General features: G+C 35.1%; 18 protein-coding genes. 4 read left to right on the forward strand and 14 right to left on the reverse strand.

Features of this window, described 5'->3' with window-relative positions:
• Window positions 1–20: 20 nt before the first annotated feature.
• From HNP25_RS17315 to HNP25_RS17330, 4 genes are all read right to left on the reverse strand, one after another.
• Complete coding sequence (locus HNP25_RS17315; RefSeq protein WP_184136204.1) at window positions 21–1,166, reverse strand: methionine aminotransferase; 1,146 nt, start codon at window positions 1,164–1,166, stop codon at window positions 21–23.
• 147 nt (window positions 1,167–1,313) lie between these two features.
• A complete protein-coding gene (nagA, locus tag HNP25_RS17320) occupies window positions 1,314–2,447 on the reverse strand; it encodes an N-acetylglucosamine-6-phosphate deacetylase (RefSeq protein ID WP_184136206.1) in 1,134 nt (377 codons plus the stop codon).
• Window positions 2,448–2,472: 25 nt separating this feature from the next.
• Window positions 2,473–3,327: a Cif family virulence factor gene (locus HNP25_RS17325; protein WP_184136208.1), complete on the reverse strand. Its 855-nt coding sequence runs from the start codon at window positions 3,325–3,327 to the stop codon at window positions 2,473–2,475.
• A gap of 3 nt (window positions 3,328–3,330) precedes the next feature.
• Window positions 3,331–4,989: an amidase gene (locus HNP25_RS17330; protein ID WP_184136210.1), complete on the reverse strand. Its 1,659-nt coding sequence runs from the start codon at window positions 4,987–4,989 to the stop codon at window positions 3,331–3,333.
• A 218-nt stretch (window positions 4,990–5,207) separates the two neighbouring features.
• Between HNP25_RS17330 and HNP25_RS17335 the strand changes: the two genes are divergently transcribed.
• Together HNP25_RS17335 and HNP25_RS17340 are read left to right on the forward strand one after the other, a co-directional pair.
• Window positions 5,208–5,645, forward strand: coding sequence for a hypothetical protein (locus tag HNP25_RS17335; protein WP_184136212.1), 438 nt, complete (start codon window positions 5,208–5,210; stop codon window positions 5,643–5,645).
• Window positions 5,646–5,973: 328 nt separating this feature from the next.
• Complete coding sequence (locus HNP25_RS17340; RefSeq protein ID WP_184136214.1) at window positions 5,974–6,483, forward strand: D-glycero-alpha-D-manno-heptose-1,7-bisphosphate 7-phosphatase; 510 nt, start codon at window positions 5,974–5,976, stop codon at window positions 6,481–6,483.
• A 41-nt stretch (window positions 6,484–6,524) separates the two neighbouring features.
• On the opposite strand, the gene HNP25_RS17345 is transcribed toward HNP25_RS17340, so the two are convergent.
• The 6 genes from HNP25_RS17345 to HNP25_RS17370 form a co-directional block, all read right to left on the reverse strand.
• A complete protein-coding gene (locus HNP25_RS17345; RefSeq protein WP_184136216.1) occupies window positions 6,525–8,909 on the reverse strand; it encodes a ribonuclease R family protein in 2,385 nt (794 codons plus the stop codon).
• Between the two features lie 136 nt (window positions 8,910–9,045).
• Entirely contained in the window at window positions 9,046–9,915 is an 870-nt protein-coding gene (locus HNP25_RS17350; RefSeq protein ID WP_184136218.1) for a transglutaminase family protein, read from the reverse strand.
• On the reverse strand, window positions 9,905–12,478 hold the full coding sequence (locus HNP25_RS17355; protein ID WP_184136220.1) for a circularly permuted type 2 ATP-grasp protein: 2,574 nt from the start codon (window positions 12,476–12,478) through the stop codon (window positions 9,905–9,907). The genes HNP25_RS17350 and HNP25_RS17355 overlap by 11 nt, the downstream gene beginning before the upstream one ends.
• 628 nt (window positions 12,479–13,106) lie before the next feature.
• Complete coding sequence (locus HNP25_RS17360; protein ID WP_184136222.1) at window positions 13,107–16,412, reverse strand: caspase family protein; 3,306 nt, start codon at window positions 16,410–16,412, stop codon at window positions 13,107–13,109.
• Between the two features lie 32 nt (window positions 16,413–16,444).
• Window positions 16,445–18,034: a C1 family peptidase gene (locus HNP25_RS17365; RefSeq protein ID WP_184136224.1), complete on the reverse strand. Its 1,590-nt coding sequence runs from the start codon at window positions 18,032–18,034 to the stop codon at window positions 16,445–16,447.
• Window positions 18,035–18,267: 233 nt separating this feature from the next.
• On the reverse strand, window positions 18,268–18,654 hold the full coding sequence (locus HNP25_RS17370; protein WP_184136226.1) for a MerC domain-containing protein: 387 nt from the start codon (window positions 18,652–18,654) through the stop codon (window positions 18,268–18,270).
• A 346-nt stretch (window positions 18,655–19,000) separates the two neighbouring features.
• Between HNP25_RS17370 and HNP25_RS17375 the strand changes: the two genes are divergently transcribed.
• Window positions 19,001–20,143 (forward strand): tetratricopeptide repeat protein, encoded by a 1,143-nt coding sequence (locus HNP25_RS17375; protein ID WP_184136227.1) that lies wholly within the window; start codon window positions 19,001–19,003, stop codon window positions 20,141–20,143.
• Window positions 20,144–20,432: 289 nt separating this feature from the next.
• Here HNP25_RS17375 and HNP25_RS17380 read toward each other — a convergent pair whose 3' ends face one another.
• From HNP25_RS17380 to HNP25_RS17390, 4 genes are all read right to left on the reverse strand, one after another.
• Window positions 20,433–21,371 carry a glycoside hydrolase family 43 protein gene (locus HNP25_RS17380; protein ID WP_184136229.1) on the reverse strand — a complete coding sequence of 313 codons (939 nt, stop codon included), beginning with the start codon at window positions 21,369–21,371 and terminating at the stop codon, window positions 20,433–20,435.
• A 21-nt stretch (window positions 21,372–21,392) separates the two neighbouring features.
• Entirely contained in the window at window positions 21,393–22,046 is a 654-nt protein-coding gene (locus HNP25_RS17385; protein WP_184136231.1) for an HAD family hydrolase, read from the reverse strand.
• 184 nt (window positions 22,047–22,230) lie between these two features.
• A complete protein-coding gene (locus tag HNP25_RS21940; protein ID WP_262887510.1) occupies window positions 22,231–22,359 on the reverse strand; it encodes a hypothetical protein in 129 nt (42 codons plus the stop codon).
• 307 nt (window positions 22,360–22,666) lie between these two features.
• Window positions 22,667–24,148: a type III PLP-dependent enzyme domain-containing protein gene (locus tag HNP25_RS17390; RefSeq protein ID WP_184136233.1), complete on the reverse strand. Its 1,482-nt coding sequence runs from the start codon at window positions 24,146–24,148 to the stop codon at window positions 22,667–22,669.
• Between the two features lie 252 nt (window positions 24,149–24,400).
• On the opposite strand from HNP25_RS17390, the gene HNP25_RS17395 reads away from it, so the two are divergent.
• Window positions 24,401–25,762, forward strand: coding sequence for a UDP-N-acetylmuramate--L-alanine ligase (locus HNP25_RS17395; protein WP_184136235.1), 1,362 nt, complete (start codon window positions 24,401–24,403; stop codon window positions 25,760–25,762).
• The last annotated feature ends 33 nt before the right edge of the window (window positions 25,763–25,795 follow it).

Below are 25,795 nucleotides of genomic sequence, written 5' to 3' on the forward strand. Positions count from 1 at the left end.
TCAATCTAACATCCAAAATCCTAAAGTTTTGATAGCTTTTCTCCTGCTCTTTCTAAAGTTTCATCATCTTTGGCAAAACAAAATCGTAGAATTTTAAAATCATTTTTTTGATGATAAAATACTGAAACTGGAATACTTGCTACTCCAATTTCCTTCGTTAAGCGAATCGCCAAATCATAATCGTTTTCCTGCGTAATTTTTTCATAATTCACACATTGAAAAAAACTACCTTTTGCTGGCGTAAAGGTAAAGCGAGAATCTTGAATACAAGTCAAAAACTTATCACGTTTCTCTTGATAGAACTGCGGAATGGAAAGATAGTTTTCAGGTTCTTGCAAGAAATCTGCTAACGCATATTGAATCGGAGTGACCGTTGAGAATGTTAGCCATTGATGTACTTTCCTGAATTCTTCACTTAGTTGTTTGGGAGCGAGACAATATCCAACTTTCCAGCCTGTAACATGAAAAGTTTTTCCGAAAGAACCACAAATAAAACTACGTTCTTTCAAAACAGGATTGCGAAGTAAAGACCAGTGTGATAATCCGTCAAAAATGATATGTTCATATACTTCATCGCTAATCAAAAAAATATTGGTGTCTTTCAAAATATCAGACAAACGATTCAAATCTTCTTCTGAAAGTACAGTTCCTGTAGGATTATGAGGAGTATTGAGTATAATTAGTTTGGTCTTTTCAGTAATTTTTGATTTTACAATACTCCAATCAATTTTATACTCGTTCTCTGGCGTTAAAGTTACATAAACAGGAATTCCACCATTCAAAGTAATAGCAGGCGTGTAAGAGTCATAACAAGGCTCTAGCAGAATAACCTCGTCGCCTTGATGAACAATAGCTGTAATGGCTGCATAAAGAGCTTCTGTTGCACCCGAAACGACAGTTACTTCGCTATCTGGATGATAATTTACTTGATATAAATCACTTACTTTCTGGGCAATAATTTCTCGAAGCGATTGAATACCTGCCATTGGGGCATATTGGTTCATTCCTTTTTTGAGGTAATGATTGACCAACTCAGTCAGTTTAGGAGAACAATCAAAATTTGGAAAACCCTGTGATAGATTCAACGCTTCGTGTTCAGAAGCTAATTTTGACATTACCGTGAAAATAGTCGTTCCTGTATTGGGTTGTTTAGAAATCAAATTCATTTTTAAATGCTTTCGGTTTTTGGCTTTCAGATGTCAGATTTTATATTGGTTATCTTAGGAATATGAAGCTCGTAAGAACTGTTTACTTGAATTAACTATATTTTCTTTATTAATTCACTAAATCACAACTCACTAATTCACAAATATTTAAAACCATTCCAAACAGCCATTTTCAATTAAGCCTTTTATCTGGAGAGAATCGTCAAAAATAAAGAAATTTGCCTGATAATCTTTTTGGATTTTGCCTAAAGAATGTTCTAAACCAAGTACTTCTGCTGGATAAGTTGAAGCCATTCTTAAAGCTTCGGGTAGAGGAATATCTACTTTTTCAACACAATTTTTTACCGCTTGAAGCATCGTTAAGGCAGAACCTGAAAGCGTACCTTTCGTATCTGTATAATGTGTGCCAGCATGAATAAATTTATAATCGCCAGAAACATCATTCGTTACGGCATCGGTAATGATGAAAAGCCTTTTTCCCATGATTTTTTTAGAGATTTTAACACTCGTAAAATCCACATGAATACCATCAGGAATAATACTTGCCCATACGTCAGAATCATAAGTTGCCCCCACCAAACCAGGTTCTCGTCCTTGAAATGCCGACATAGCATTGAACAAATGGGTTACTCTTTTAATACCTTTATTGAAAGCATATTTGGCTTGCTGATAAGTAGCAGAACTGTGTCCTGCTGCAATTTTTATATCACTTTGTAAAAGTAAATCAAGTTGTTCGTTGGTAAATTCTTCTGGAGCTACCGTCATGTAGGTTGGCAAACCTTTACAAGCTTCAATAATACTTGTTAATTCTTCAATACTTGGTTTTCGGATAAATGCAGCGACATGAGCCCCACGCTTAGGGAAACTAAAAAAAGGACCTTCTATGTGTAATCCTGCTAAACCTTGTCCACCATTTTTAAGATAATTTTTGGCTACTTCTATCGCCTCTAAAATTTTATCTAAAGGCGTAGATGAAAGCGTAATTTGGAAATGCGTTGTTCCTGCACGACGAATTTCCAAGTAAGTATTATGAATGGTTTCTTCTGTTGTTTTTGAATTGTACAAATTTCCACCACCGCCATAAATTTGAGCATCGATTAAAGCTGGTGCAATATTATAACCTTCTAAATCAATGATTTGAATATCAGGAAAAAGATTATCCAATTCCTCAATGTCGTCTTCATCTAATATTTTAGCAATTTTATCGCCTTTGATGACCAAGAATTTATGGGTAAGTATCTCTTCTGAGGTAAAGATTTGACAGTTTTTTAAAGCGTACATGATGTATAAATTAAAATATGCTGAATTATATACTAACGATTTCAAGCGTGATTTTCCAAACTCCTTTTGCTTCTTGTCGCCACATTCTTAAATAATTACCAGTTTTCCCATTGCCAGAGATTGTGCCATAAACACAAACTAAATCTCCAGAAGAAGATGCAATTGCTTTTAAGCCCGTATAAACTATTTTTTTATCATACGATTTTTTCAAAAATTGATTGGCGGGTTCTTTACCAACAATTGGCAGTTGCCCATTTCTGAAAATTCTTACATTTTGTGATAAATGAGCTTCGAAAGAATTGGGAGAATTTTTCGCATTTTTCCAATAAAAATGGTCGTTCATAAAAACGTAGCGTTCAGCGGCGGTAGCATTATTTTTTAATTCAAGGGGTTTAAAAACAGGATAATTTTTGGTTATTTCTGTAAGTTTATTCGTGTTTTCAGCATGATTTACGCCAATATCAACGGCTACTTTCCAATTCCCATCATCTTGTTTTTTCCAAAGTGAAACAAAACTGCCAAAAGCCAATGCTTTTGTTGGTGTTGTTGAATCAAAAATTTGCCAGTTGCCAGCAGTATAGCCTAAATCGCCAGCACCAGCTATTTCTGCAAAGTAAGGTTGCCAGTTTAAATGTTGATTGAACGTTATTTTCTGCCAATGTTCAATGCCATTTGTAGGCATTCCTTTCTCAAAAACAATAGCATCTGTTCCTAAAAATGTTAGAAATGCGTTTTTTGTACCTTTGTCAATTGAAGTTTGAGCAAATGATTTTTCGCTTTCAATCATTTTTTGTAAAGCTTCTTCCTGCTTTACGTCTTGGGAAAAAGTAGCTAAGGGAAAACCCAAAGCTACCGATAACAGCAATTGTTTGAAGTACATATTTTATAATTTAGGATGCTTCAGATGGAAATCTGTGGCATCTTGATAAATTTTTGCTACTTGTAATAATTTGCCTTCGCCAAATAATTTTCCCATAAAAGTAATACTTGTTGGGCGACCTTCCGCACGAAACCCGTTTGGTAAAACCACACATGGATGTCCCGTTAAGTTGGTCATTGTTAAATTTCTGCTGGCAAATGCAGGTGATAAGTAAACGTCGATTCCTTTCAACCTATTGTTAAATTCCTGAATCAATAAAGTTCTATGGCGATTTGCTTGTAAATACTCTACTGCTGGAATAAACCTTGCTGCTCTGAAAGCGTTTGGCCAAGCATTTTTAATTTGACGAACCATTAAATCATCTTTTCCTGAGCGTGTTAATTCATCAAATGCGGCTGCAGCTTCTACACTGAGTAAAAAACTAATATCGTTGGATGGCAAATTAGGCAATTCTAAAGGAATTAATTCAGCACCTAGTTTTTTCATGGTCACCAAAGTGAGTGAATCTTGCGTTTTGTTGGGATATTTTCCTTCAAAATCTTTTTTCAAATAGGCAATTTTGATGCCTTTTAAGTCTTTTTTATTAGCATCGAACTGAAAAGGAGCGTCAATCACACTTTGGTCTTGTCCGTCTTTTCCTAAAATTGCATTAAAAACTATTGCACAATCTTCAACCGTTCTACAAATTGGGCCTAATTTATCCATACTCCAACTTAAAGCCATCGCACCAGTTCTTGGTACTCGTCCAAAAGTAGGACGCAAACCAGTATCGCCACATTCAGAAGATGGCGAAACGATTGAACCCAAGGTTTCTGAACCAATGGCAAAAGGTAATAATCCTGCCGCTACTGATGAGGCCGAACCAGCCGAAGAGCCCGAAGATCCACGGTTTAAATTCCAAGGATTTTTGGTTGTTCCGCCAAACCAAACATCGCCCCAAGCTAATTCTCCTAAAGTAAGTTTTGCACACAAAACAGCACCAGCTTTTTCTAAACGTTGAATTACTACGGCATCGTAATCTAATACTTGGTTTTTGTAAGGCACAGAACCCCAAGTAGTTTTATAGCCTTTTTTCGCTAATAAATCTTTTGCACCATAAGGAATTCCGTGTAATAAACCTTTGTATTTGCCTGCTGCAATTTCTGCATCGGCTTTAGCGGCTTGTTTTAGGGCTAAATCTTCCGTGAGTGTAACGACACAAGCCAATTGATTATCATACTTTTTTAGGCGTTCTAAAAAGAATTTTGTTAGTTCAAGCGAAGTGATTTTTTTATTTTGAATTAAAGCGGCTAGTTGTCTGACAGAGTAAAATGCTAAATCATTTTTATCTTTTGGAAGTGAAACTGATGAAATAGTTGAGGCTTTAAAGTAAGAAGTACCTTTTTCAAATTCAAAACCTGTTGGTAATGGATTGAACACTAAAGCTGGTGCAACTTCGTTTTTGAGTTCCACTTTTCTGATTTCTTCAAAGCTTTTACGAGTATCGTTGAGTTCTGTTAACATAGAATCTGCTTCGGGCTGCGTAAATTCTAAGCCAATAATTTTTTCTGCTTTTTTAACGATGTCAACCGTAATACTTTCATTTTCTAAACTTTTTGTAACAAATGCACCGAAGGCCATACTTGCGAAGCAAAGGCTGGTGATGAGTAATTTTTTTTTCATGATTTTTTGTGGATGAAGTAATTGTAAGTTTTGATAAATAAGCTTTGCTCTTTCAGCTTTTTATTGAAGGTGTTTTTTATGAGTAAGTTTAAAATGCTGATAGCTTACTTCTCAAGGCTTAAAAGCTATAATGTTGATGTTTTTATAAAATTACATGATAAACGAAACCTTTGTTTATTATCTTTGAGAAAATATTGACAAATCAAACCCAAAAATTTATGTACGAAATTTTTCAATTAATTCATAAGACACTTTTCTTTGTCGTGATGATTCTAGGGCTTATCGTAATTTTCCGTGCGGTAATGGGCTTAAATTCAAAAAGTGATTTTACAGAAACAGACCGCAAATTGGGTCTTTTCTTCCTTATCTCTAATCACACGCAATTATTGATTGGTTTGGTTTTATACTTGTTCTTGAGTCCATTCGGAATCAAAGCCTTTACTGATTTTGGTTCAGAAGTAATGAAAATTGCTGAGTACCGCAAAATTGCAGTAGAGCATATCTTAACAAATATTATTGCAATTGCTTTGATTACAGTAGGTTATTCAAAGAACAAACGTGCTACAGACTCAATTGTTCGTCATAAAAATGCTTTAATTTTCTTTGGTTTAGGTTTGGTTTTATTATTGAGCCGTATTCCTTGGGATAAATTGTAGTTTGGCTTTCGGTAATCGGATATTATACTTTAATTAAAATAAGTTTGAATCCTACAATAGATTTGTAACTAAAAATAAATCCGAATTCTGACGACCGACATCCGAAATCCATCAGCTCATTTCCAAAGATTTTTTATGAAAAACGCAGACTTGTCAGAAAGTCTGCGTTTTTTTGTGAAAAATCTGAATACTATTACCGTTAGATAAAAAAACAGAATAAATTGTACAAAAAAATAACAAAATAGTTATATTGTATGGTTGTTTTAACTTTGAGCCAAATTATTTTATTCTCAAAGCCGTTTTTATCTATTGACTAAATTTATAAGTGATGAAGAAATGTATTTTTTTAGACCGTGATGGCGTATTGAATATTGATAGAGTTGATTATGTGTACAGACTTGAGGATTTGATTATTCCAGAAGGAGCGATTGAGGCGTTAAGAAGATTTAAGGCTGCGGGATACTTATTAATTGTAATTACAAATCAGTCGGGAATTGCAAAAGGAATTTATACTCGTGAAGATGTATGGAATTGCCATAATTATTTCCAAGAGCAATGTGGACATTTATTAGATGATATTTACTTTAGCCCACACCATGAAAAATTTAATTCAGCTTCACTGACTCGTAAACCAGATTCTTTGATGATTGAAAAGGCGATTGCCAAATATAAAATAGACCGTGATGCTTCTTGGATGATTGGCGATGCACACCGTGATATTAAAGCAGGAAAAAAGGCAGGAGTAAAAACGATTCATTTAACCGAAAAACCAGAAGAATCACTCTCAGAATTAACAACTAGCAATTTGCTTAAAGCAAGTGAATTAGTTTTACAATAAACAAAAAGAGGTAGCAATTTGCTACCTCTTTTTGTTTTCTATTACTTATCTCGTTTTTTAGATCTATCTCTACCTTCTGAACCTTTTGAGCGTCTGTCGCCTCTTGGTGCTGATTTTGAGCTTTTTGATTTATGTCTCGAATCGCCACGGTGCGATGGTTTGGTTTTTCTTTTTCCATCGCCATCATTTCCAACCAAAGTCAAATCCATACTTCTACGTCCCAAATTACACTCTTTTACTTTTACTTGTAATTTATCACCAAAAGTAAATACTCGTCCATTTCTTTGTCCAACGATTCTGTAATTATCACGGTCGTAATCGTAGAAATCATCTTTCAAATCATTCATTCTGATTAAACCTTCCGAAGCTGTTTCAGTAATTTCTACAAAAATTCCGAATTCCGTTACGCCTGAAATAATTCCTTCCCAAACTTTGCCTTCTTCCATCAAGCTCATGTACTCTACTTGCTTGTATTTGATAGAGGCACGTTCAGCTTCGGCTGCCATTTTTTCCATTTCAGAACTGTGCTTGCAACGAGCTTCCCAAGGAGCACGTTCCAAAGGTTGTCCGCCATCTAAATAATGTTGAAGCATTCGGTGTGCCATCATATCTGGATAGCGACGAATCGGACTGGTAAAATGCGAGTAAAATGGAAATGCCAAACCAAAGTGACCGATTGGGTCGGTGCTGTACTTGGCTTTTGACATTGTTCTTACTGCCAAGTTTTCCAAAATATTTTGCTCTGGTTTTCCTTCTACATCGTGCATTAAAGCATTGAACGAAGTACTAATCTGCGAAACTTCCGTTTGTACATTATAACCAAAACGCTTGGCGAAAGTAGAAAAGTTTTTCAACTTTTCAGGGTCAGGTGCGTCGTGAGTACGATACACCATCGTATTTCTTGGTTCGGTTTTGCGTAGATTGAAAACATATTCTGCTACTTTTTTATTGGCAAGTAACATGAATTCTTCAATCAATTTATGCGAATCTTTTCTAATTTTCTGATAAATCCCAAGTGGTTTTCCGTTTTCGTCTAAATTGAACTTTACTTCAACAGTTTCAAAATTTACGGCACCTTTAGCAAAACGTTCGTCACGAAGTTTGTGAGCTAATTCATTCAAGGTTAAAAGTTCTTTCGAGAAATTAGGAATTACTGCTACTTCGTCCGTTTTCTTTTTACGACCTTTTTTCTTGGGTTCTTCTGCTACAATTTCAGTTGGCTGAACTTCTTCTGAGATTACATTACTTACTTCGCCATCCAATACTCCTTGTGCTTCTTCATAAGAAAACCTTCTGTCTGAATGAATGATGGTTCTACCAAACCATTCGCCAACTACTTTGGCTTCTGGCGTGATTTCAAAAACGGCAGAAAAAGTTAATTTATCTTCATTCGGGCGAAGTGAACACAAACCATTTGATAATTTTTCTGGCAACATCGGCACTACTCTGTCCACCAAATACACCGAAGTAGCTCTTTTAAAAGCTTCGGCTTCTAAATTGGTTTCTGGCAAAACATAATGTGTAACATCGGCAATGTGTACGCCGATTTCGTAATTGCCATTTTCCAAGAAAGTGAAACTTAAAGCATCATCAAAATCTTTGGCATCGGCTGGGTCAATCGTGAAGGTTGTCGTTTCTCTGAAATCACGACGTTTTTTAATTTCTGCGGCAGAAATTTTTACAGGAATGGCTTCAGCTTCATCTTCAATCGCTTTCGGGAAAGTAATTGGCAAACCAAATTCAGCTAAAATAGCGTGCATTTCGGTATTGTTTTCTCCCGCTTTTCCAAGTACTTCTATTACTTGCCCTTCCATTTTACGCTCTTTTTCTGCCCAACTCATAATCTTGATGATTACTTTGTCGCCATTTTGAGCCTCGCCAGTATCGTATTTTGAAATGAATACATCTTGGAATATTTTCTTGGCATCAGGTGTGAAAAAAGCATAATTAGGTAAAATTTCAATTGTACCTACTAATTCTTTTCTACCTCTTTCTATAATTTCTACAACTTCGCCTTCGGCTCTGGTTGTGCCTTTTTTACCTTTTGGAAAAACTAATACTTTTACTGTATCGCCATCAACAGCGCCGTTGAGTTCACGAGTATTTACCCAAATATCGTCTTCACGGTCTTCTACAATTACAAAAGCAAAACGGGCATTTACATGGTCAACTCTTCCAACAACAAATTGAGTTTCTGTATCAATAATATAACTTCCGTTTTGTTGGCGGATGATTTTTTTATTTTTGTGGAGGTCTTCAAGAAGTTCTCCGTACAAAGTTTTTGTACTGCGGTCACGAACGGCAAATGCTTTATGTACTTGGTTGAGCGACCAAGCGGTATCTTCATTTAAGCGAAAGAATTCAAGTATTTCACCTTTAATTCTATCACGAAAAGTTTGTTCTTTGATTTGTTTTGGTTTAATCATTTAGGAATTAATATGTTATTTCTCAAATATACGGAAAAACTACCCGATTTCTTTACTATTTAGTGAATGAGTGATTTGGCGAATGAGTGATTTAATGATTTGGCAATTAATAATTTAATGCCAACGCTCATTGTGGTTAAAGTAATGGAATTACATCTACAGAAACGGACAAAGTGTGTTTCCCAGAACTAAAAATGATTCCTTTTAGTGGAGGAACATCGCTGTAATCTCGTCCATAAGCGGTAATAATATGTCTTTCTTGTGGTACTAAATCGTTGGTTGGGTCGAATTCGCACCAGCCAATATTGGGAATATAAACCGAAATCCAAGCATGAGAAGCATCCGAACCTTGTAATTTTTTCTTGCCCGGCGGAGGAAGTGTTTCTAAATAACCACTGACATAACGAGCGGCAAACCCTAAACTTCGCAGGCAAGCGATGGCCAAATGTGAAAAATCCTGACAAACACCTTTACGTTCTTTCAACACCGTTTTGATAGGCGTATTGATATTGGTGAAGTTAGAAACAAACGAAAATTCAGTGAAAATTTTATGGCAAAGTGCTTTTACACTTTCATACAAAGGGCGTTCGTCTGGAAAACAATTTTGTGCAAATGCTTGAATTTCTTCGTCCCAGTGGGTAAAAGGGCTGGGCAACAAATATTGTAAAAGTTCTATTTTTAAAGAATTATTGTTTTGAACTTTTTCTCGTGATTCACAGCATGAAAGCGAGGCATCGGCATTGATTATTTTGGCAAAGGTTTCTACTTTACTTTCCGTTTTTACAATCAATTCTTGATGTGCTGATTGTATAGAAAAGTAATGAATACTATTCCCGAAAAAGTCTTTCCTTTCTACAATTTCAGCAGGCTTTGGACTAATTTGGAGCGAAAAGCTATGGCATATTTGTGAAGGTAAGTTCTGAGGTTTCAGACATACCAAACTGTGATAGCTATTCACAGGGACAAAATATTTATAGGTTGTTTGGTGTGTGAGGTTATATTTCATTGGTATCACTATTTTCTGGATTTTCCATTAATGAGTGCTGAATGACAGTATGAGTAAAGTATAAATCTGTTAAACTTACTGTTACCGAAGAAATTAAATCGAAAATGCTTGCTAATAAACCGTCTAGTTTTTCTCGATATAAAGTTTCGGTGTCATACGTACTTAATGTTGAAATATCCGTTAGTTTAATTTTAGTAGATGCTTCTAAAACAGCTTTTTCTGCTTTGGTTAATCTTTCAGCTTGTGATGTTTTTGGTAATTTAGCCAAACATTCTGCCAATGCATCAATTTGATAACTTAAAGAATAAGGTAAATTTTCCTCTAACAAAACCATATCCAACATCGCCTCTAAACTTAGATGTGATTTATACAAAGAACGATAATGAACCAGTAAATGATGATTAATCAATACGGCTTCAATTAAATCGTTTTCAACATTCAGGTCGTTCTTGAAACTAAAAGTAGAGCGAATAATGCTAATTCTTGAAAGGATTCTTTCAATTAACTTTCCAGCTTCTAATAGGTAAAAACCGTTATCTCGTGGCATCGACTCTGAGATAATTCCATAGAAAGTAAATAAACGAGTATGTAGTTTATCTAGTACTTTCTGGATTACATTTGGATTATTAATTTCTGAACCAGAATTTTTTATCTTTTTTAAACTATTTTCAATCAAGTTGATGATTCGCCAAGTATCATGACTCCACTTATCACTTACAGCAATTACTCCTCTTAAAAAAGACTCTGCACTGTAAGCAACCGTACCACTTCTTTTTGAATTAAGTACCAAATCGTGAATTTCTTCATAAGGTTTTTTTAAGATAGAAGGATTTTCTTCATCAATAAATCCTGGATAAGTAAGCGTAAGATGTGTAAGCGATTTTAGTAAAACTTCAATATGTTCTGATTTAACCGAACCACCAAAATTTACATTTTCTTGAAGGGCATTAATCGTGATTTTTAAGAATTTTGTGGTGGCCATTGTGCGTTCGCTGTAACGACCTACCCAAAAAAGATTTTCGGCACTTCTACTTGGTAATGAAGCATGATGAATTACCGAAGCTGTTTGTGGAACTACAATTTTCTGTTGAACTGTCACTAATTTATCAGAAACAATCCAAGTATCTTTAGAAAAACCTCCGTATTGATGTGAAATTTCAAAGCGGTCTCTAACGGCTGAACTACGTGTCAGTCCACCTTCCATTACGTGATAATTTTTCCCGTCTGAAACCAAATAAGCTCTTATTGCTGCAAAACGAGGTTCTATTTTATCGTTGATAAAAGCTGGTGTTGTAGAAAGGCTTACTTCTTCTTGTGCCACAAATTCAGAAGGATTTCTGAGAATATCTTTTCGAAGGTCTGCTAATTCTTGATTCGACAAGTTTTTGCCGTAAATTGATTTTAATTTTTGTTTACGATTGGTATTTTTGATAATCAGTTTTGGAAGATTTGCCAAAACATGATTTAATTCTTTGGCTTGTCCACACCACCAAGTAGCTACTGAAGGCATAATAAGGGTTTCACCCAAAAAGAATCTACAGGCGGCGTTCATGAATGGCAACAAACCATTGTTTTCAAGAACACTTGAGCCAGGAGGATTTATCACCGAAACATTTCCTAAACGAATAGCATGGAGCAATCCGGGGATTCCTAACCGAGAATCCTGACGAAGTTCTAGTGGGTCACACCATTCATCATCAATTCTTCTTACGATAACATCTACTTTCTCTAACCCGTCAATAGATTTTAGCCAAACGAAGCCATCACGCACCAATAAATCATCTCCTTGAACCAATGTATAACCCAAATATGCCGCTAAGTAAGCGTGTTCAAAATAGGTTTCATTATTTGAACCAGGAGTTAAATAAACAATATTGGGGTGATCTTTCGCTTTGGTTGCCAGCGAAGAAACCGTCTGTTGGAAATTATGAAAGAAAGGAGAAAGCCTGCTAACAAACATACCATTGGTAAGTTCGGGCAATATTTTACTCATCACACTTCTGTTTTCGAGGGCATAGCCCATCCCTGAAGGTGCTTGTGTTCTGTTATCAAGTACCCACATTCTGCCGTCGGGCCCACGAGCGATGTCGGCTGCATAAAGTGTTAATTGATTTTCCGAGGGTAGTTTTACATCATTACAAACCCTAAAAAAGCCCGTATTGCCATAGACTAATTCGGGAGGAAGAATGTTTTCTTTGATTAAACGCTGAGGCCCATAAATATCCCTGAGCATTAAATCTAACACTAAAGCCCTTTGTTTAAGTCCTTTAGCGATATTATTCCACTCTTGCTGTTCAATTAGAAAAGGAATAGGGTCTAATTGCCAAGGACGGTTCAAGCTCCCAGAATTTTCATATACATTATAAGTAACCCCATTCTCACGAAGTTTATTGATGATTTCGATATTACGAAAATGTAATTCTTTCATGCCCACTTTTTCTAACGTAGCAAAAAGGGCATTCCAATGAGGTTTTACTTGACCGTCTGCTCCCAAGATTTCATCATAAGAATTAATTTCCTTTTGATAGGACTGAAGTAAATTAGGAGATATATCTGTAATCATTGCTCATTAGTTGTATATGAAGTGCTGAAATTTTTATTAAAATTAAGGTTTTTGTAGGGAAAGCTTATACTGTTGCTTATAAATTTAGATTTGGAGGAGGGGATAGTAATATGAATGTTGCTCAAAAAATCTTGAACTTCTGCCGTTATTCTTGTCTCTACGAACAAAAATGTTTGCGAAGACACAAGTAATGGCAAAGTTGATTTTACTTAATGGCGTTGTTCATGTCACCACGAACAAAAAAAGTTTATGAATTAACGCAAAAATATATTAGAGAAAAACGAGCCGTTTAATTGTTTATGAAGATACAAACAATGGCAAAAGAACATATAGTTTGCGGTTTTCTACGGTTTTAAATCCCAAACCTCTCTAAAAGATAGCTTTTTGATACTTCAAGTATATCAATTCTATCTAAATCACGCAATTTCCCGCAAAAAAGATAGATTTTTGATGCTTTTTACCGCAAAATCCCGCAAAAAAGATGCGTCAACCTATCAAAAAGATAGGAAATCCCATCTTTTTGATAGGTTGACGCATCTCAGAGATAGGTTTTTGATTCTTTGAGATAGCTTGGGCTGTGTTTGAGATACGATGAAGTAAAAAAAGTATTACTCTTTAAATATTGCTTTTACTTCATCATTTCCACTGGGAAATCGTTCCCTAGTCCATAGCTTGCTGGATATTGGGGTGTTCCGCTGTACTTTTTCATGAGTTCGGGTACTTGTACTTGAATAAAGTTTTTGAGTCCATTTACCGTAATCATTTTATTGTTGGCTGCTTGTCCTTTCAGTGCTTGAAGTAACACGTAAGTAAAAGCACCGTGACCGAGAGTCGCAAATTCATTGGCGAATTGCTTAGAACCCGATGCCGCCATCCAATGTGTACCTGTACTTCTTGCCACAACGGCTAAACTTTTTTGTTGATTGGCATCCGCCGCAATTAGTTGCTCGAAAGCACCAGCACTTTGGCAGGCATCTAAAATAAATACTTGCTTTTGTGCCTGAATATTAACCGCATAACCTTGTAATTGCTTCGAAGGAATGCCTTTCTGCAAAAGTATTTCATCTACATTTTTCAGGTCTGCAAGATCTGTAGGCACTAAATAAAATTCTTTGTTTTTATCAGAAATCACGCCGTGACCAGCATAATAAAATACAAAGACATCCTGTGCTTTAGCTGTTTTTTGTACTTCCTTCAAAGCATTTATAATTCCATTTTTATCTGCCTTAGCATCTGTTACGAAATATGTTTTTACGTTTGAAATAACAGTCTTCGCATCTTTTTCAATTTCGTCTTTAAAGGCAGTAGCATCTGCGAGGGCATAGTTGAGTGATAATTTCTCATTCTGATATTTATTGATGCCAACAACTACTAAGTGGAGGGTTGCATTTTTATCAACAGCGTCGATAATACCGCCATCTTTTGAAATATTTGGTTTGTTATTCGGTTGGTTTCCAGCTTTGTAATTCACAATAATTTCATCTGGCTGACTTTCCGTTCTTTGGCTGTTCAGGGCGATGGCTCTGAAAACATTCTGCCCAGCTAATAAATTGATGGTGTATTTCTTGGTATCCGTTCCCGTTGTATTATCGGTTACGAACAAACCACGAGTAGCCAAATTCACGATTTTACCGTTATGAAATAGCCTAATTTCATCAATTTTATCATTTTCGGCAGTAGCGTTTACTGTTATTTCTGCAAGCCCTGTTGTGTTTTCATAGCTTGGTTTTGCATCGTCTTCAACGGTGAGGTTTCTTGTTTTTTGCTCATAAGAAATCTTACAAATAGGTGCTTTGTGCAAATCATCAAAATCTGCATCTACGGCAGGGAAATGTTCGCCAGATAAAAGACGTGGCAATAATTTTGGCGTATAATATTTTTCGTAAAGTATTTCTAAAGGGAAAGAGTTAATGCCTTTCACAAAGTACAAATCTTTTTGAGCATTCACGGAAGCATCAAATTGTCCATTAGGAGTAATGACTGCCCACTCGCCCGTCGAGGGAACTGGGTATAAAGTCGCTAAGAGCTCACGGGTTTGTAAATCCCAAAGCTTTATATTGTTTTCACGAGCATTTGTAAATAAGTAACGATTGTTTTTACTAAGAGTAACGCCTGCTACGGGGTCGGTATAGGCTTTTATTGTTTTGGATAAATCCCATTGCTGTTGCTGGATATTGTAAAAATGTAACTCCCCATCATAGTTACTAGCAATCAAATAATTTTCATCCGCTGTAAAAGTAGCTGAATAAAAGGTTTTTTTGCCATTGGGTAAAAGCTCTGGAATTTCTATTGTTTTTCCTGTGCTGACTTCAACGATTATTTGTCCATTACCCGACTGGCAAGTAAGGTATTTATCATTCATTGAAAATGTCAGCCTTCCGCCACCTACATATTTTTTTGGCAAATTAATTTTCTTGACTAAGTTTCCCGTAGCACCGTCTAATAAGTCAATACTCGTAAAACCTCCATACGTATTAATCGTGGCTATTTGTTTTGAAGTATGGGCAAAAGCAGCTTTATCAATCGCTTTTTTCCGCCATAAAATTTTCTTCGTTGTGACATCGGCTACAACCAATTTATCCTGATTGATACTATACAGTTCAATTTTGGGGTCTATGTAATAACCAATATGGAAAAAATATTTATCATCGAATGATAAACCCGTAAACGATGGAGTACGATTGACATTCCCAATTGAACCTTCGTAAGGAAAATCCTTATGAGCATTATTTGCTAAATCTATTTCAGTCCAGAAATCATATAATTTATTCCCTTTTTGATTAAGTTGTAAATGATATTCGAAAGCTGGTTGAGTAGTCCGAATTACTTTTCGCATTGCACCAGACGACAAATCCCAAATGGCAGCTTTTTTATCAAATTCAATGAGTAATTGATTAGAAGATTCAGAAAGATGATGAAAGAAAACTTCTTCATTCGTTACGCCGAATAGTTTACTGATGGTTTGTCCATTTTCAGCATTGAGGAGGCTTAGATTTTTTTGTGTTCCGAGTAATATCTTTTTTCCATCATCAGAAAAGTGTATAACCCCTCTTCGGCTACTGTACTCATTAATATAAAAACCACCTTGCTTGATTCGCCAAATATCTTTCTTGGTTTCAAGGTTGATTAATATTATTTCGTTGGTAGTATGAACAAAGATTTTTTTACTATCTGGAGAAAAGCCTGCAAGGTTCAAGAATTTCGTTTTATACTCATTGGGATGAATGTATGAATAAACACTTTGACCAGTATTAATATCCAATACTTCTAAGGAATTGTTATTTCCAGCCATCAAGTAGCGTCCATCTGAAGAGAATTTTGTGAATTTTATATCAAGAATTGGAGCACTCGCATAATCGCTTTTAGCCAAATTGAAATTTAGTTCTTTGATGATTTCTCCGCTTGGTACTTTACACAATGTAACATCGTTTCTGTTCGGAATCGAAATAACATTTCGTTCGTCTGAATAGTCTTGCTCTATTCCAAATTTATTGATTCGAATCGTTCCTCTAAAGCCATTTTCACGAGTATAGATACTAGCATTACTTAACAGGAGGTTTGATTTTCGATGATAAGACCAATTTAAACGATTACTTTTATTGTTCCCTGTATTATTGATTGGACTTTGGCTAATCACTTTCCCAGCATAGTCTATCGTTTGGAATTTATATTGGTTTGTTACAACGTCAATCGTTTTGTTATCCAATCTAAAATCAGCAGCCATAATATTCGGAAAACTTTGTAATTGTTTGCCCGTACTCAACTCCCACAGAATCAGTACTTCGTTGGATTCAACCGTTAAAGCTACTTTATTATCAGGCGAAATCGAAGCCATCATAACTTCACTTTGCAAACCCGATTTGATAACCAATTGAGGTTTTTGAGCAAAAAGTATCAACGGAAATGACAGTAAAAAGATTAAGAACTTTTTCATGATGTTTTGTTTGAATAAGCTTGATAGAAATGCTAATTATGTTTTATTTCAATCATTAAAGGTACAACACTGCCAGTAGTTGGCGTAGCAGGAGCATCATCGGCAACTGTTAAATTTCTGGTTGAATGTCCTTTCGTGCTAAATGCAACACGGTTTGTGTCATAAGTGATTTTAGCTTTATCAATCAGTTTATTCCCTAACACAGTTTTGATTTTAGTACTCAAAGCTCCCGTCATACCGTTCATTTTTTCGGCAATGGCTTTGGCATCCAATTTTTCAGCAGCATATAAAATCAAGAGATAGTCTGTACCTTTTTGATTATCTAACTTGATAACCTTGGTGTCTGAAGGAAAAGCGATGATACTGTTTGCACCAACATGGGTTGAAGTATTATCATTAAAAGGCAAAATTCTATTTACTTGTCCCGTTAAATCCGTGGCAAAAGCATACACATACGCTTCGGCATCAACATTCATGAAAAAACGAAAAGCTGTTCCACTCGTATAGGCACTTGCCATTGTATAAGCTACTAAATCTTCTTTGGGGCCTTGAAATTCTTCTTCAACCGTTAAGTTTCTGGTGGAAGTTTTCCCAACAGCCATATTTTCACCTGTATTAAGTTTGAATTCTATATTGCCACTCAAACTAAAAGTCTGTTCGGGTACTGGGTTGGGTTTAGGTTGTGGTTTTGGGTCAGGACTAGGTTGAGGCTTTGGTGCAGGTTGTACTTCAACAGGAACAGGAGTATCAGTTCCTCCAAAAACCTGAATTGCCATTACACACCATTTGGCGTAATCTTTGTATTTTATCCAAACATAACCGTGGTCAGCCCAATCTGTTCCCCAGCTATTCAATACTCTGAATGCTCCGCCAGCTTTGTTGTCGTCATATCCTACGATTGCCATGGCGTGTCCGTTATGTTTCCAATCATTGAGTGCTTCATTCGGTGAAGGCTCCCAAACATCAGATTTTATCTTGAAAAATGTTTCTGGCAAATTAAACCCTGTAGAAACAGGCGAACCTTCTAAAAGTGCTTTCTTGGTTAAATCAATTCTTACTTGTTCAGGTTTATCATACTCTTTAATGCCAGATGCGTAGAGAATCGCTGCATCGGCAATGCGATATTTAATGGCTTCTTTAGATATTTCTGGTGTGATGGGTAATCCACATTTATAAGGGAAGTTTTTAATTAAAGCTTCGCCTTTTTCTATCATAGTCAGTAAGGCTGTAATTGGGTCGGCTCCATTTTGGCAGTCAGTATCGTCTGCCTTCTTGATTTGTTCATACAAGAAAGTAGGAGAGAAGGCATATTTGTTAATCAGTGTTTTATTGGTAAGATTATGTGCTTTGGCATATAAAATGGTAGCAATTCCATAACCATTAGCAAATGCCACACAAGTACCATGATTCCCTTGGTCGCCAGGTGTAGGGCAGTATTTTTCTAGTGAATGTGCCGTCGGCATTCCTCTAAAACTGCGTAACGAAAGTTCTACTTTTTGCGGAGTAGCAGCAATCGTAGAAAGGTCGAAATTAGCACCAGTACCTTTTTTTTGTGAAAAAGTGTGATTGATGGTTGATGAACAGATGGCTAAGAATACGATAAAGAAGTATCTCTTTTTCATGAAATGAATGATTTGTTTGTAAAAAAATAAGGCGATTAATTACCAAGCTAAAGATGGGGAAAGCGTGAAGAGTAGGCAAATGGAATGAGTCCAGACTTATAAGTTTAGACATCAAATAGTGCAGAATATGCTTTAAAAGCATTTTTACTTCTAAGAGTGATATGATTTGTAAACAAAAAATCCCTTCCAGCAACTGAAAGGGATTCTTTATAATTATGTATTTTAAGCAAATCTTAGCAATCGCAAGATTTTACTTTTGCTTTCCAGTTGATGTAATATGCCGAAGCAATTAATAAAGCTCCCAAGCTACCTGTGATAAATTCAAAACTTTCTCCTAACCAAAGTACTTCTGTAAGTTTAACAAGTAAACTTCCATTCAAGAGTAAAAGGGGAATAGTATTTAAGTGCTTTCTATAATCTATCCACAAGATAATTCCTGCTAACAAAATACTTCCGCCAATAAACCATAATTCCCAAGAATGGTCAACCATTAAACTTCCACCCAAAAAAGGAATAAGCGTAATTAATACTGGAGTAGCTATGCAATGTATCGCACAAAGTATAGAAAGGTAAAAACCAACCTTTTCTATTTTTAAGGTATGACGATGTGAATGTTCCATTGTTGTAATCATGTTGCAAAAATAATACAATGCAACGTCATTGCAAATAAAATACTCGTTTTTATTCCATAACGAGAAAAATTACATCAACGAGAATTTAAAATTTCTGTACCGTTGAACAGTAAAATCGTTTTATTGATTTCTCAGTAAGCTTTCTGATATGCTGTTTAAATGTAATGTGCTGTTATTCAATTGTTTATTTTGTATTTTTTGCTTTTTATAAAATGCTTTTATAAAAGCGAAAATATGGATTAAAACACTAACTTAAATTTTAGTTTTCATTTTGATTCTACAATCTTAAAAACTAATTTTATAGTTATGTAACTAAATATTTAAAAGACAAATTATGACTAGATTTTACTACTCTCTATTATTGGCATTACTCTGTATAAATTTGGGGAAAGCACAAGCAGAGATTGAAGCTCAAACTTTGATTCGACAATATCAATATGAAAAAGCTATTGGTATTTTGAAAGATTGCCCGACGATTACTTGTCGTTTAGATTTAGCTTTTTGTTTGGTGAAAGCTGGAAGAATAAAAGAGGCAATAGATAATTACCAATCTGTCTTAGAGAAAGAACCAGCCAATACTTTGGCGATGATGAATTTGGCAAGTCTTTATGAAAAAAGTAATAAATTATTTCAAGCCAAGAAAACCTATCAAACTTTATTGAAAATTGATTCTACAAATGCTTTCGTTTATAAAAGCTACGCAATACTTTGTCTAAAATTTTCGGAAGATTCTCTGGCGAAGATTTATTTCAAAAAAGCGATTGCAATTAATCCCGCAGATGTAGAAAATATTGTAGAATTAGGAAGACTTTTAGTGAAATCCGACAGTATTCCTGAAGCTCATAAATTGATAAATAAAGGAATACTTTTAGACACAACTTATATTGCACTTTGGCATTTAAAGGCTAGGGCAAATTATCGTGAAAGTAATTTTAAGCCAGTGGTTGCCTCTATCAAAAAAGCTATGGCTTTGGGCGATTCTACGATTAGTTATCAGCAATTGTTGGGTTACTCTTACTTTTATTTAGATAGTATTCCGCAAGCAATTGCTTGTTTTGAGAAAGTATTGTCAGTAGAAATAGAATCAGAACCAGCCTTTTTTTACTTAGGTTTATGCTATACAAAACTGAAAAAAGAAGAAGTGGCACTTCAATATTTTCAACAAGCGATTAATGCTGGTTTGTCGGATGATTTACCAAAATATTACGAAAGAATAGGTTTTATTGATGAGAAAAATGCCAGATATAATAACGCTATTGATGCCTATCAAAAAGCATGGGAATATTCAGCAAAAGATGATTACTTATATTTGATTGCCAGAGTAAATGATTGGAAATCAACAAATAAAACGAAAGTCTTGAAGTTGTACAAACAGTATCTTTTATCGAAAAATAAAAAAAATACAGAATACATTACTTTAGCGACGGCAAGAATTAAAGAATTAGAGGCTGTTAAAGATGCAAAGGTAAAACCTTAGAGAATCTACATTTTAAAAACATGAGTCATCCCGAATTTTCTCTTGAAAAAGTGAATTTTAAAAGATTTCAATGTTTTTTGGATTGGTTCTCGTCCTTACTTTTTGCCTTGATGCAAAAAGTAACAAAAAAATCAAGAATTCCTAAACTCGCTTCGCTCAAACAGTAGGAATTCGTTGTTCATCAATCACAAAAAAGCGGTCGAAATTAGTTTTTCGACCGCTTTTTTGTGATTTTAAAATTCGGGATGACTCATGTTTCCTGTACGACTTGGAAAGTCGTAGTACCATTTTATTTTGCTATCAATTTATCATAAACTTCTTTTGATACTTCAAATACAGTTCCGTGGCGAAGTCCTTTTGGAAAAACTGCTTTATCAGAAATATCTTCCCAAGTTTTGAAATCTTTAGAACGGATAGCACCATACTTATGCTCTGTATATTTATCGAAATAAACATAAGTATATTCCCCAATTTTCACGCTTGTTGGTCCTTCTGCCCAATATTTTCCAGTGATTGGTGCGGATACTTCAGTAGGATATGGGCCTTCTGCTTTTTTAGAACGAGTAATTCTAATATTCTTTTCAGCGGGTTTTGGGTTTTCATTTTTCACAAACATATAAAACCATTTTCCATCTTTCAAGATTGTAGCATCAATGGCACTGAAAGTAGGATTGAAAAACATTTTAGTTTCACTAAAAGTCTTGAAATCACGAGTTTTTATATAATAAATTCGGTGATTTAAACCTTTTTCACGTTGTGTTTCTTCAATGGCTGAATGTCTTCCCGGAATAGTTGTTGCCCAAAAAATCAGATAATTTTTTGTCTTTTTATCATAGAATACTTCTGGAGCCCAAGCATTTTTAGCCGTTGGCTCATGTTCCATTACGGGAATAGCTTGCTGTTCCGACCAATTAATTAAGTCTTTTGAAGATGCGTAGCCGATAATTCTATCATTCCAGCCACTTGTCCAAACCATTTTAAATTCGCCATCAGCTCCTTGAATGATACATGGGTCACGCATTAATTTATCTTTACCAACAGCGGGTTTCAAGAAAGATTTCCCATTTTTTACTACATTCCAAGTTAAGCCGTCTGTGCTTGAAGCGAAATGTAATCCATCTTGTCCGTTATCGACAAAATATGAGAACAACAAAACTTTATCTTGAGCCTGTGTTTTTGAATAAACAATTGTAAAGAAGAGTACTAAATAAAAGATACTTTTTTTCATATTTGGTAATAATGCTAAAGGTTAAAAAAGGCTTTTTACGTATTCAATTGTAAGATTTTGATAATCGTTTAAGAACAATTTAATATTAGAAAATGCTTCAAATTCAGTTTTGTCATGCGTGGTTGTTAAGATAATTGTTTGACAACCCGCATTTACAGATGTTTTAGCTCCTGTTGGAGAATCTTCAAAAACAAGGCTCTTATCCAATGAAACGCCTAACTCTTTGGCTACTTTTTCAAATACTTCTGGGTCGGGCTTGCCTTTATCTACTAAACCTGAATGCACGACAGACGAGAAATAATGACGAATGCCTAGATTATCCAATACGAAATCTACATTTTCGGCAGGTGCTGCACTACCAATTCCTAATGGAATATTAGCCGCTTTTGCTTTGTCTAAAAATGCTTTGAGTCCATCAATTAAACGAAGTTCATTTTTAAATACTGCTCGATATTGTTCTTCTTTTTCAAAAGAAACTTGGTAGCGTTCTTCTGGAGTAAAACGATTGGGGAATAATCTTTCGATAATTTCCTCATTTTTTCCATGACAACGTTCTTTTACTTCTTCAAGGGTTAAGTCAAGTCCTAATTCTTTTAACTTTAGTTGCCAAGCACGGTGATGAACCATCATATTATCCACCATTGTGCCATCCATATCGAAAATAAATGCTTGCATAATTGTCTTTTTACTGTAAATGATTAATATTTTTTGAACGAAAATGAATGAAAATATAAATCGTGTAAACTTAACACGATTTATTGAGTTCAACAAAAATCTTATTTGGATTTCATAAAATGAAAAAGCAACAACGAAGGAAAATATCCTCATGTTGTTGCTTTAAATGTGTTAGCGGGAAGTATTAATTTCTACCTTTATAGCTTGGTTTATCAATACTTGTGCTTCCGTAAGCTGGGCAATTATTTTTTCTTGCACAAGATGCTAAAGACAAAACTGCCAAAAAACCAATGATGATGCTAGCTTTTTTCATGATTAAAATTTGTATGTAAGTAGTAGTAAAGCGTTACTCTTACGTTAAATTACGAAAAATAATAATAAATATTGTTTCGCAAATGATTAATTTTCAAAGATTTACGAGTAAAGCTATCGGATTTTGGTCATCAGATTTCGGATTTGAACAAAAAGCTAATCGGTGAAATGTATAGAGATTATCCTCTTTCATTCATAACGAGGGAATTAGCTCCCTTGTTAAAGATTTAGTATTTGTCTTTATGAATTCGAAATTAGTATTATCAAAACACTCCGTATTCCTCACTCAAAACTCCTCATTCAGAAAATCATTGTTCTACCATCGAAAGGTTTTCTGCCAAAGTCAATTCATCTTGGCTTAGGATAAATACTTTTTCTTCTTTGTCCTCTTTTTCACCATAGCCCAAAATCGTCATCATTCCTTCTTTACCTTGTTCATCGGCAAAAAGGCGAGTCGTAATCGTTCCGTTTTCTAATCTGTCCACAATTACGTGTTTTGGAGCAGGAATCAAACAATGTTGAATACCGCCATAACCGCCTAAAGATTCTTGATAAGCACCTGTATGGAAGAAACCTACAAACTGGCGTTCTTGTCCTTCTTCAAAAATTGGCAAGTACAAATCTGAACTGTGGGCTTCGGTATTATAGAAATCCATCGAGTCGCAAGTAAGTCCGCCTAAATTTACTTTTTGGTAAGGACTACCCCAGTTATTTACTGGCAACATGATGTATTTTTGGTTCATTCCCCACGAATCTGGCAATTGAGTAATGAAAGAACCATTAATCATATACCACAATTCTTTATCATTTTGCAACTTTTGGTCAATGATTTCGTATAAAACTGCACCACTTTCGCCAACCGTATAAGAGCCAAATTCTGTAAATAAATTCGGAACAGGAACGTTACTTTTGTTGCAAATCCATGAGATTGATTCAACGATTTCGTCAATCATTGCTTGATAATCATAATTGAATTGCAATGAAGTTTGGATTGGCAAACCGCCTCCTAAGTCGATAGAATCTAATTCTGGACAAACCTTTTTCAGTTCGCAATACTTATAAATAAAACGGCTCAATTCTGACCAATAATAGGCACTATCTTTAATGCCTGTATTGATGAAAAAGTGTAACATTTTTAATTTATAACGTTCGCTGTTTTGGATTTTGTTTTTGTACAATTCCATTACATCTGAATAACGCAAACCCAAACGAGAAGTATAAAAAGCAAAGTCAGGCTCTTCGTCCGTAGCAATTCTGATACCCAGATTTACGGTTTCAGTCGTTACAAATTTATCATAAAAATCAATCTCTTTAAGGTTATCTAAAATTGGAATACAATTAAATCCTTCGTTGATTAACTCGCTGATATACTGTGTGTAAAGGGGTAATTTATATCCGTTACAAAGAATATAGTTCGATTTAGAAATCTTATTTTCTCTGTACAAATCACGAATAAGAGAAATGTCAAAAGCAGAAGAAGTTTCGAGGTGAACATTGTGACTTAGAACCTCCTCAACAATAAACTTAAAATGCGATGATTTTGTACAATAACAATAAGTATAATTTCCCTTATAGTTGTACTTTTTGATGGCGTTCTTAAACATCCTTTTGGCATTCTCGATATGCTCGCCAACTTTGGGTAAGTACGTAATTTTCAAGGGTGTACCATATTGCTGGATAATGTCCATCAATGGAACATTATTGAACAAAAGTTCATTGTCTTGGTCAATGTTGAATTCCAAGGTTGGGAATTCAATGGTTTGGTCAATTAGGTCAATGTAATTTTTCATCCTACTGCGAAAAGCATAAATGCGGGGTTTTGATTAAAATACTTATATCTTCGTGAAACTTAATCTCAGAAGTTTTATTTAGTAAAGATAAGTTTTCGTTGTTGATTATAAACGAAAAGCTATAATAAAAAGCGTGCAAAAGTGCAATAAAAGTATGACCTTTGCAAGCATAAAAATTGGATATATTCAATATTTAACGTTCCGTTTTTAGTTTTAGTTTCTACGGAGAGGTCTTTCCGTAAAATTGGTTTCATGGAAAAAATACATTTTATTGCTATTGGGGGTGCAGCAATGCACAATTTGGCCATTGATTTACATAACAAAGGCTACCAAATTACGGGTTCGGATGATGAAATCTATGAGCCTTCACGCACTTTGTTAGCAGAAAAAGGCTTACTTCCTGCTGAAATTGGCTGGTTTTCCGAAAAAATTAACAATGATTTAACTTGCGTAATTTTAGGAATGCACGCTCGTGTGGATAATCCAGAATTGGCTAAAGCTCAGGAATTGGGCATTAAAATTTATTCATATCCCGAATTTATTTATAGCCGAAGTTTACACAAACAACGTGTGGTGATTGCTGGAAGTCATGGAAAAACGACCATTACTTCTATGATTCTGCACGTATTGAAGTATCACAAACGTAAATTTGACTATATGGTTGGAGCAAGAATTGAGGGCTTCGACACGATGGCAAGTTTGTCGGATGCTCCTGTCATTGTGATTGAAGGTGATGAATACTTATCCTCGCCAATCGACCGCCAACCCAAATTCTTGCATTATCATCCTCACGTAATGTTGATGTCGGGAATCGCTTGGGATCATATCAATGTCTATCCAGATTTCAACGACTACGTGCATCAATTTGAATTATTGGCTGATAGATTACCAAAAGCAGGGAGTTTTGTATATGATGAAACAGATGCTTTGGTAGATAAAATTGGCGAAAAAGAGTATGAAAGTGTAAAGAAATTTCCATACAAAGCTCATCCTTATAAAGTAAAAGATGGAAAAACATTTTTGATTTTACCAGATAAAAAAGAATTAGAAATTGAAGTATTCGGAGAACATAATCTGAAAAATTTGAATGGGGCAAAATTGGTGCTTTCTCAAATCGGTATCGAAGAGGATGAGTTTTACCAAGCTATTCCATCTTTCAAAGGTGCAGCCAAACGTTTGGAATTAGTCGCCGAAAACGATGAAACAATCATCTATAAAGATTTTGCTCATGCTCCGTCAAAGGTAGAAGCAACCACCAAAGCCGTAAAAGCACAATTTCCCAATCGTAAATTAGTGGCTTGTTTGGAACTCCATACGTTCAGTAGTTTGAATAAGGATTTCTTAGGAGAATATTCCAACAAATTAAATGCCGCTGATGTTGCTATTGTATATTTCAGTCCGAAAACATTGGAACATAAAAAATTGCCAGCTATTACGCCAGAAGATATTAAGAGCCATTTCAATAATCCGAATTTATTAGTTTTTACCGATAGCGATTCACTCAAAGCATTTTTATTGGCAGAGCGATGGCGTGGCTGTAATTTATTAATGATGTCGTCAGGTACTTTTGATGGACTTGATTTTAAAGAATTATCACAAGGAATTTTACAATAAAAATAAAACCTCACCCCCCAGCCCCCTCTCCTT

Origin of the sequence: Arcicella rosea, assembly GCF_014204325.1 — a bacterium.
Classification (GTDB): Bacteria; Bacteroidota; Bacteroidia; order Cytophagales; family Spirosomataceae; genus Arcicella; species Arcicella rosea_A.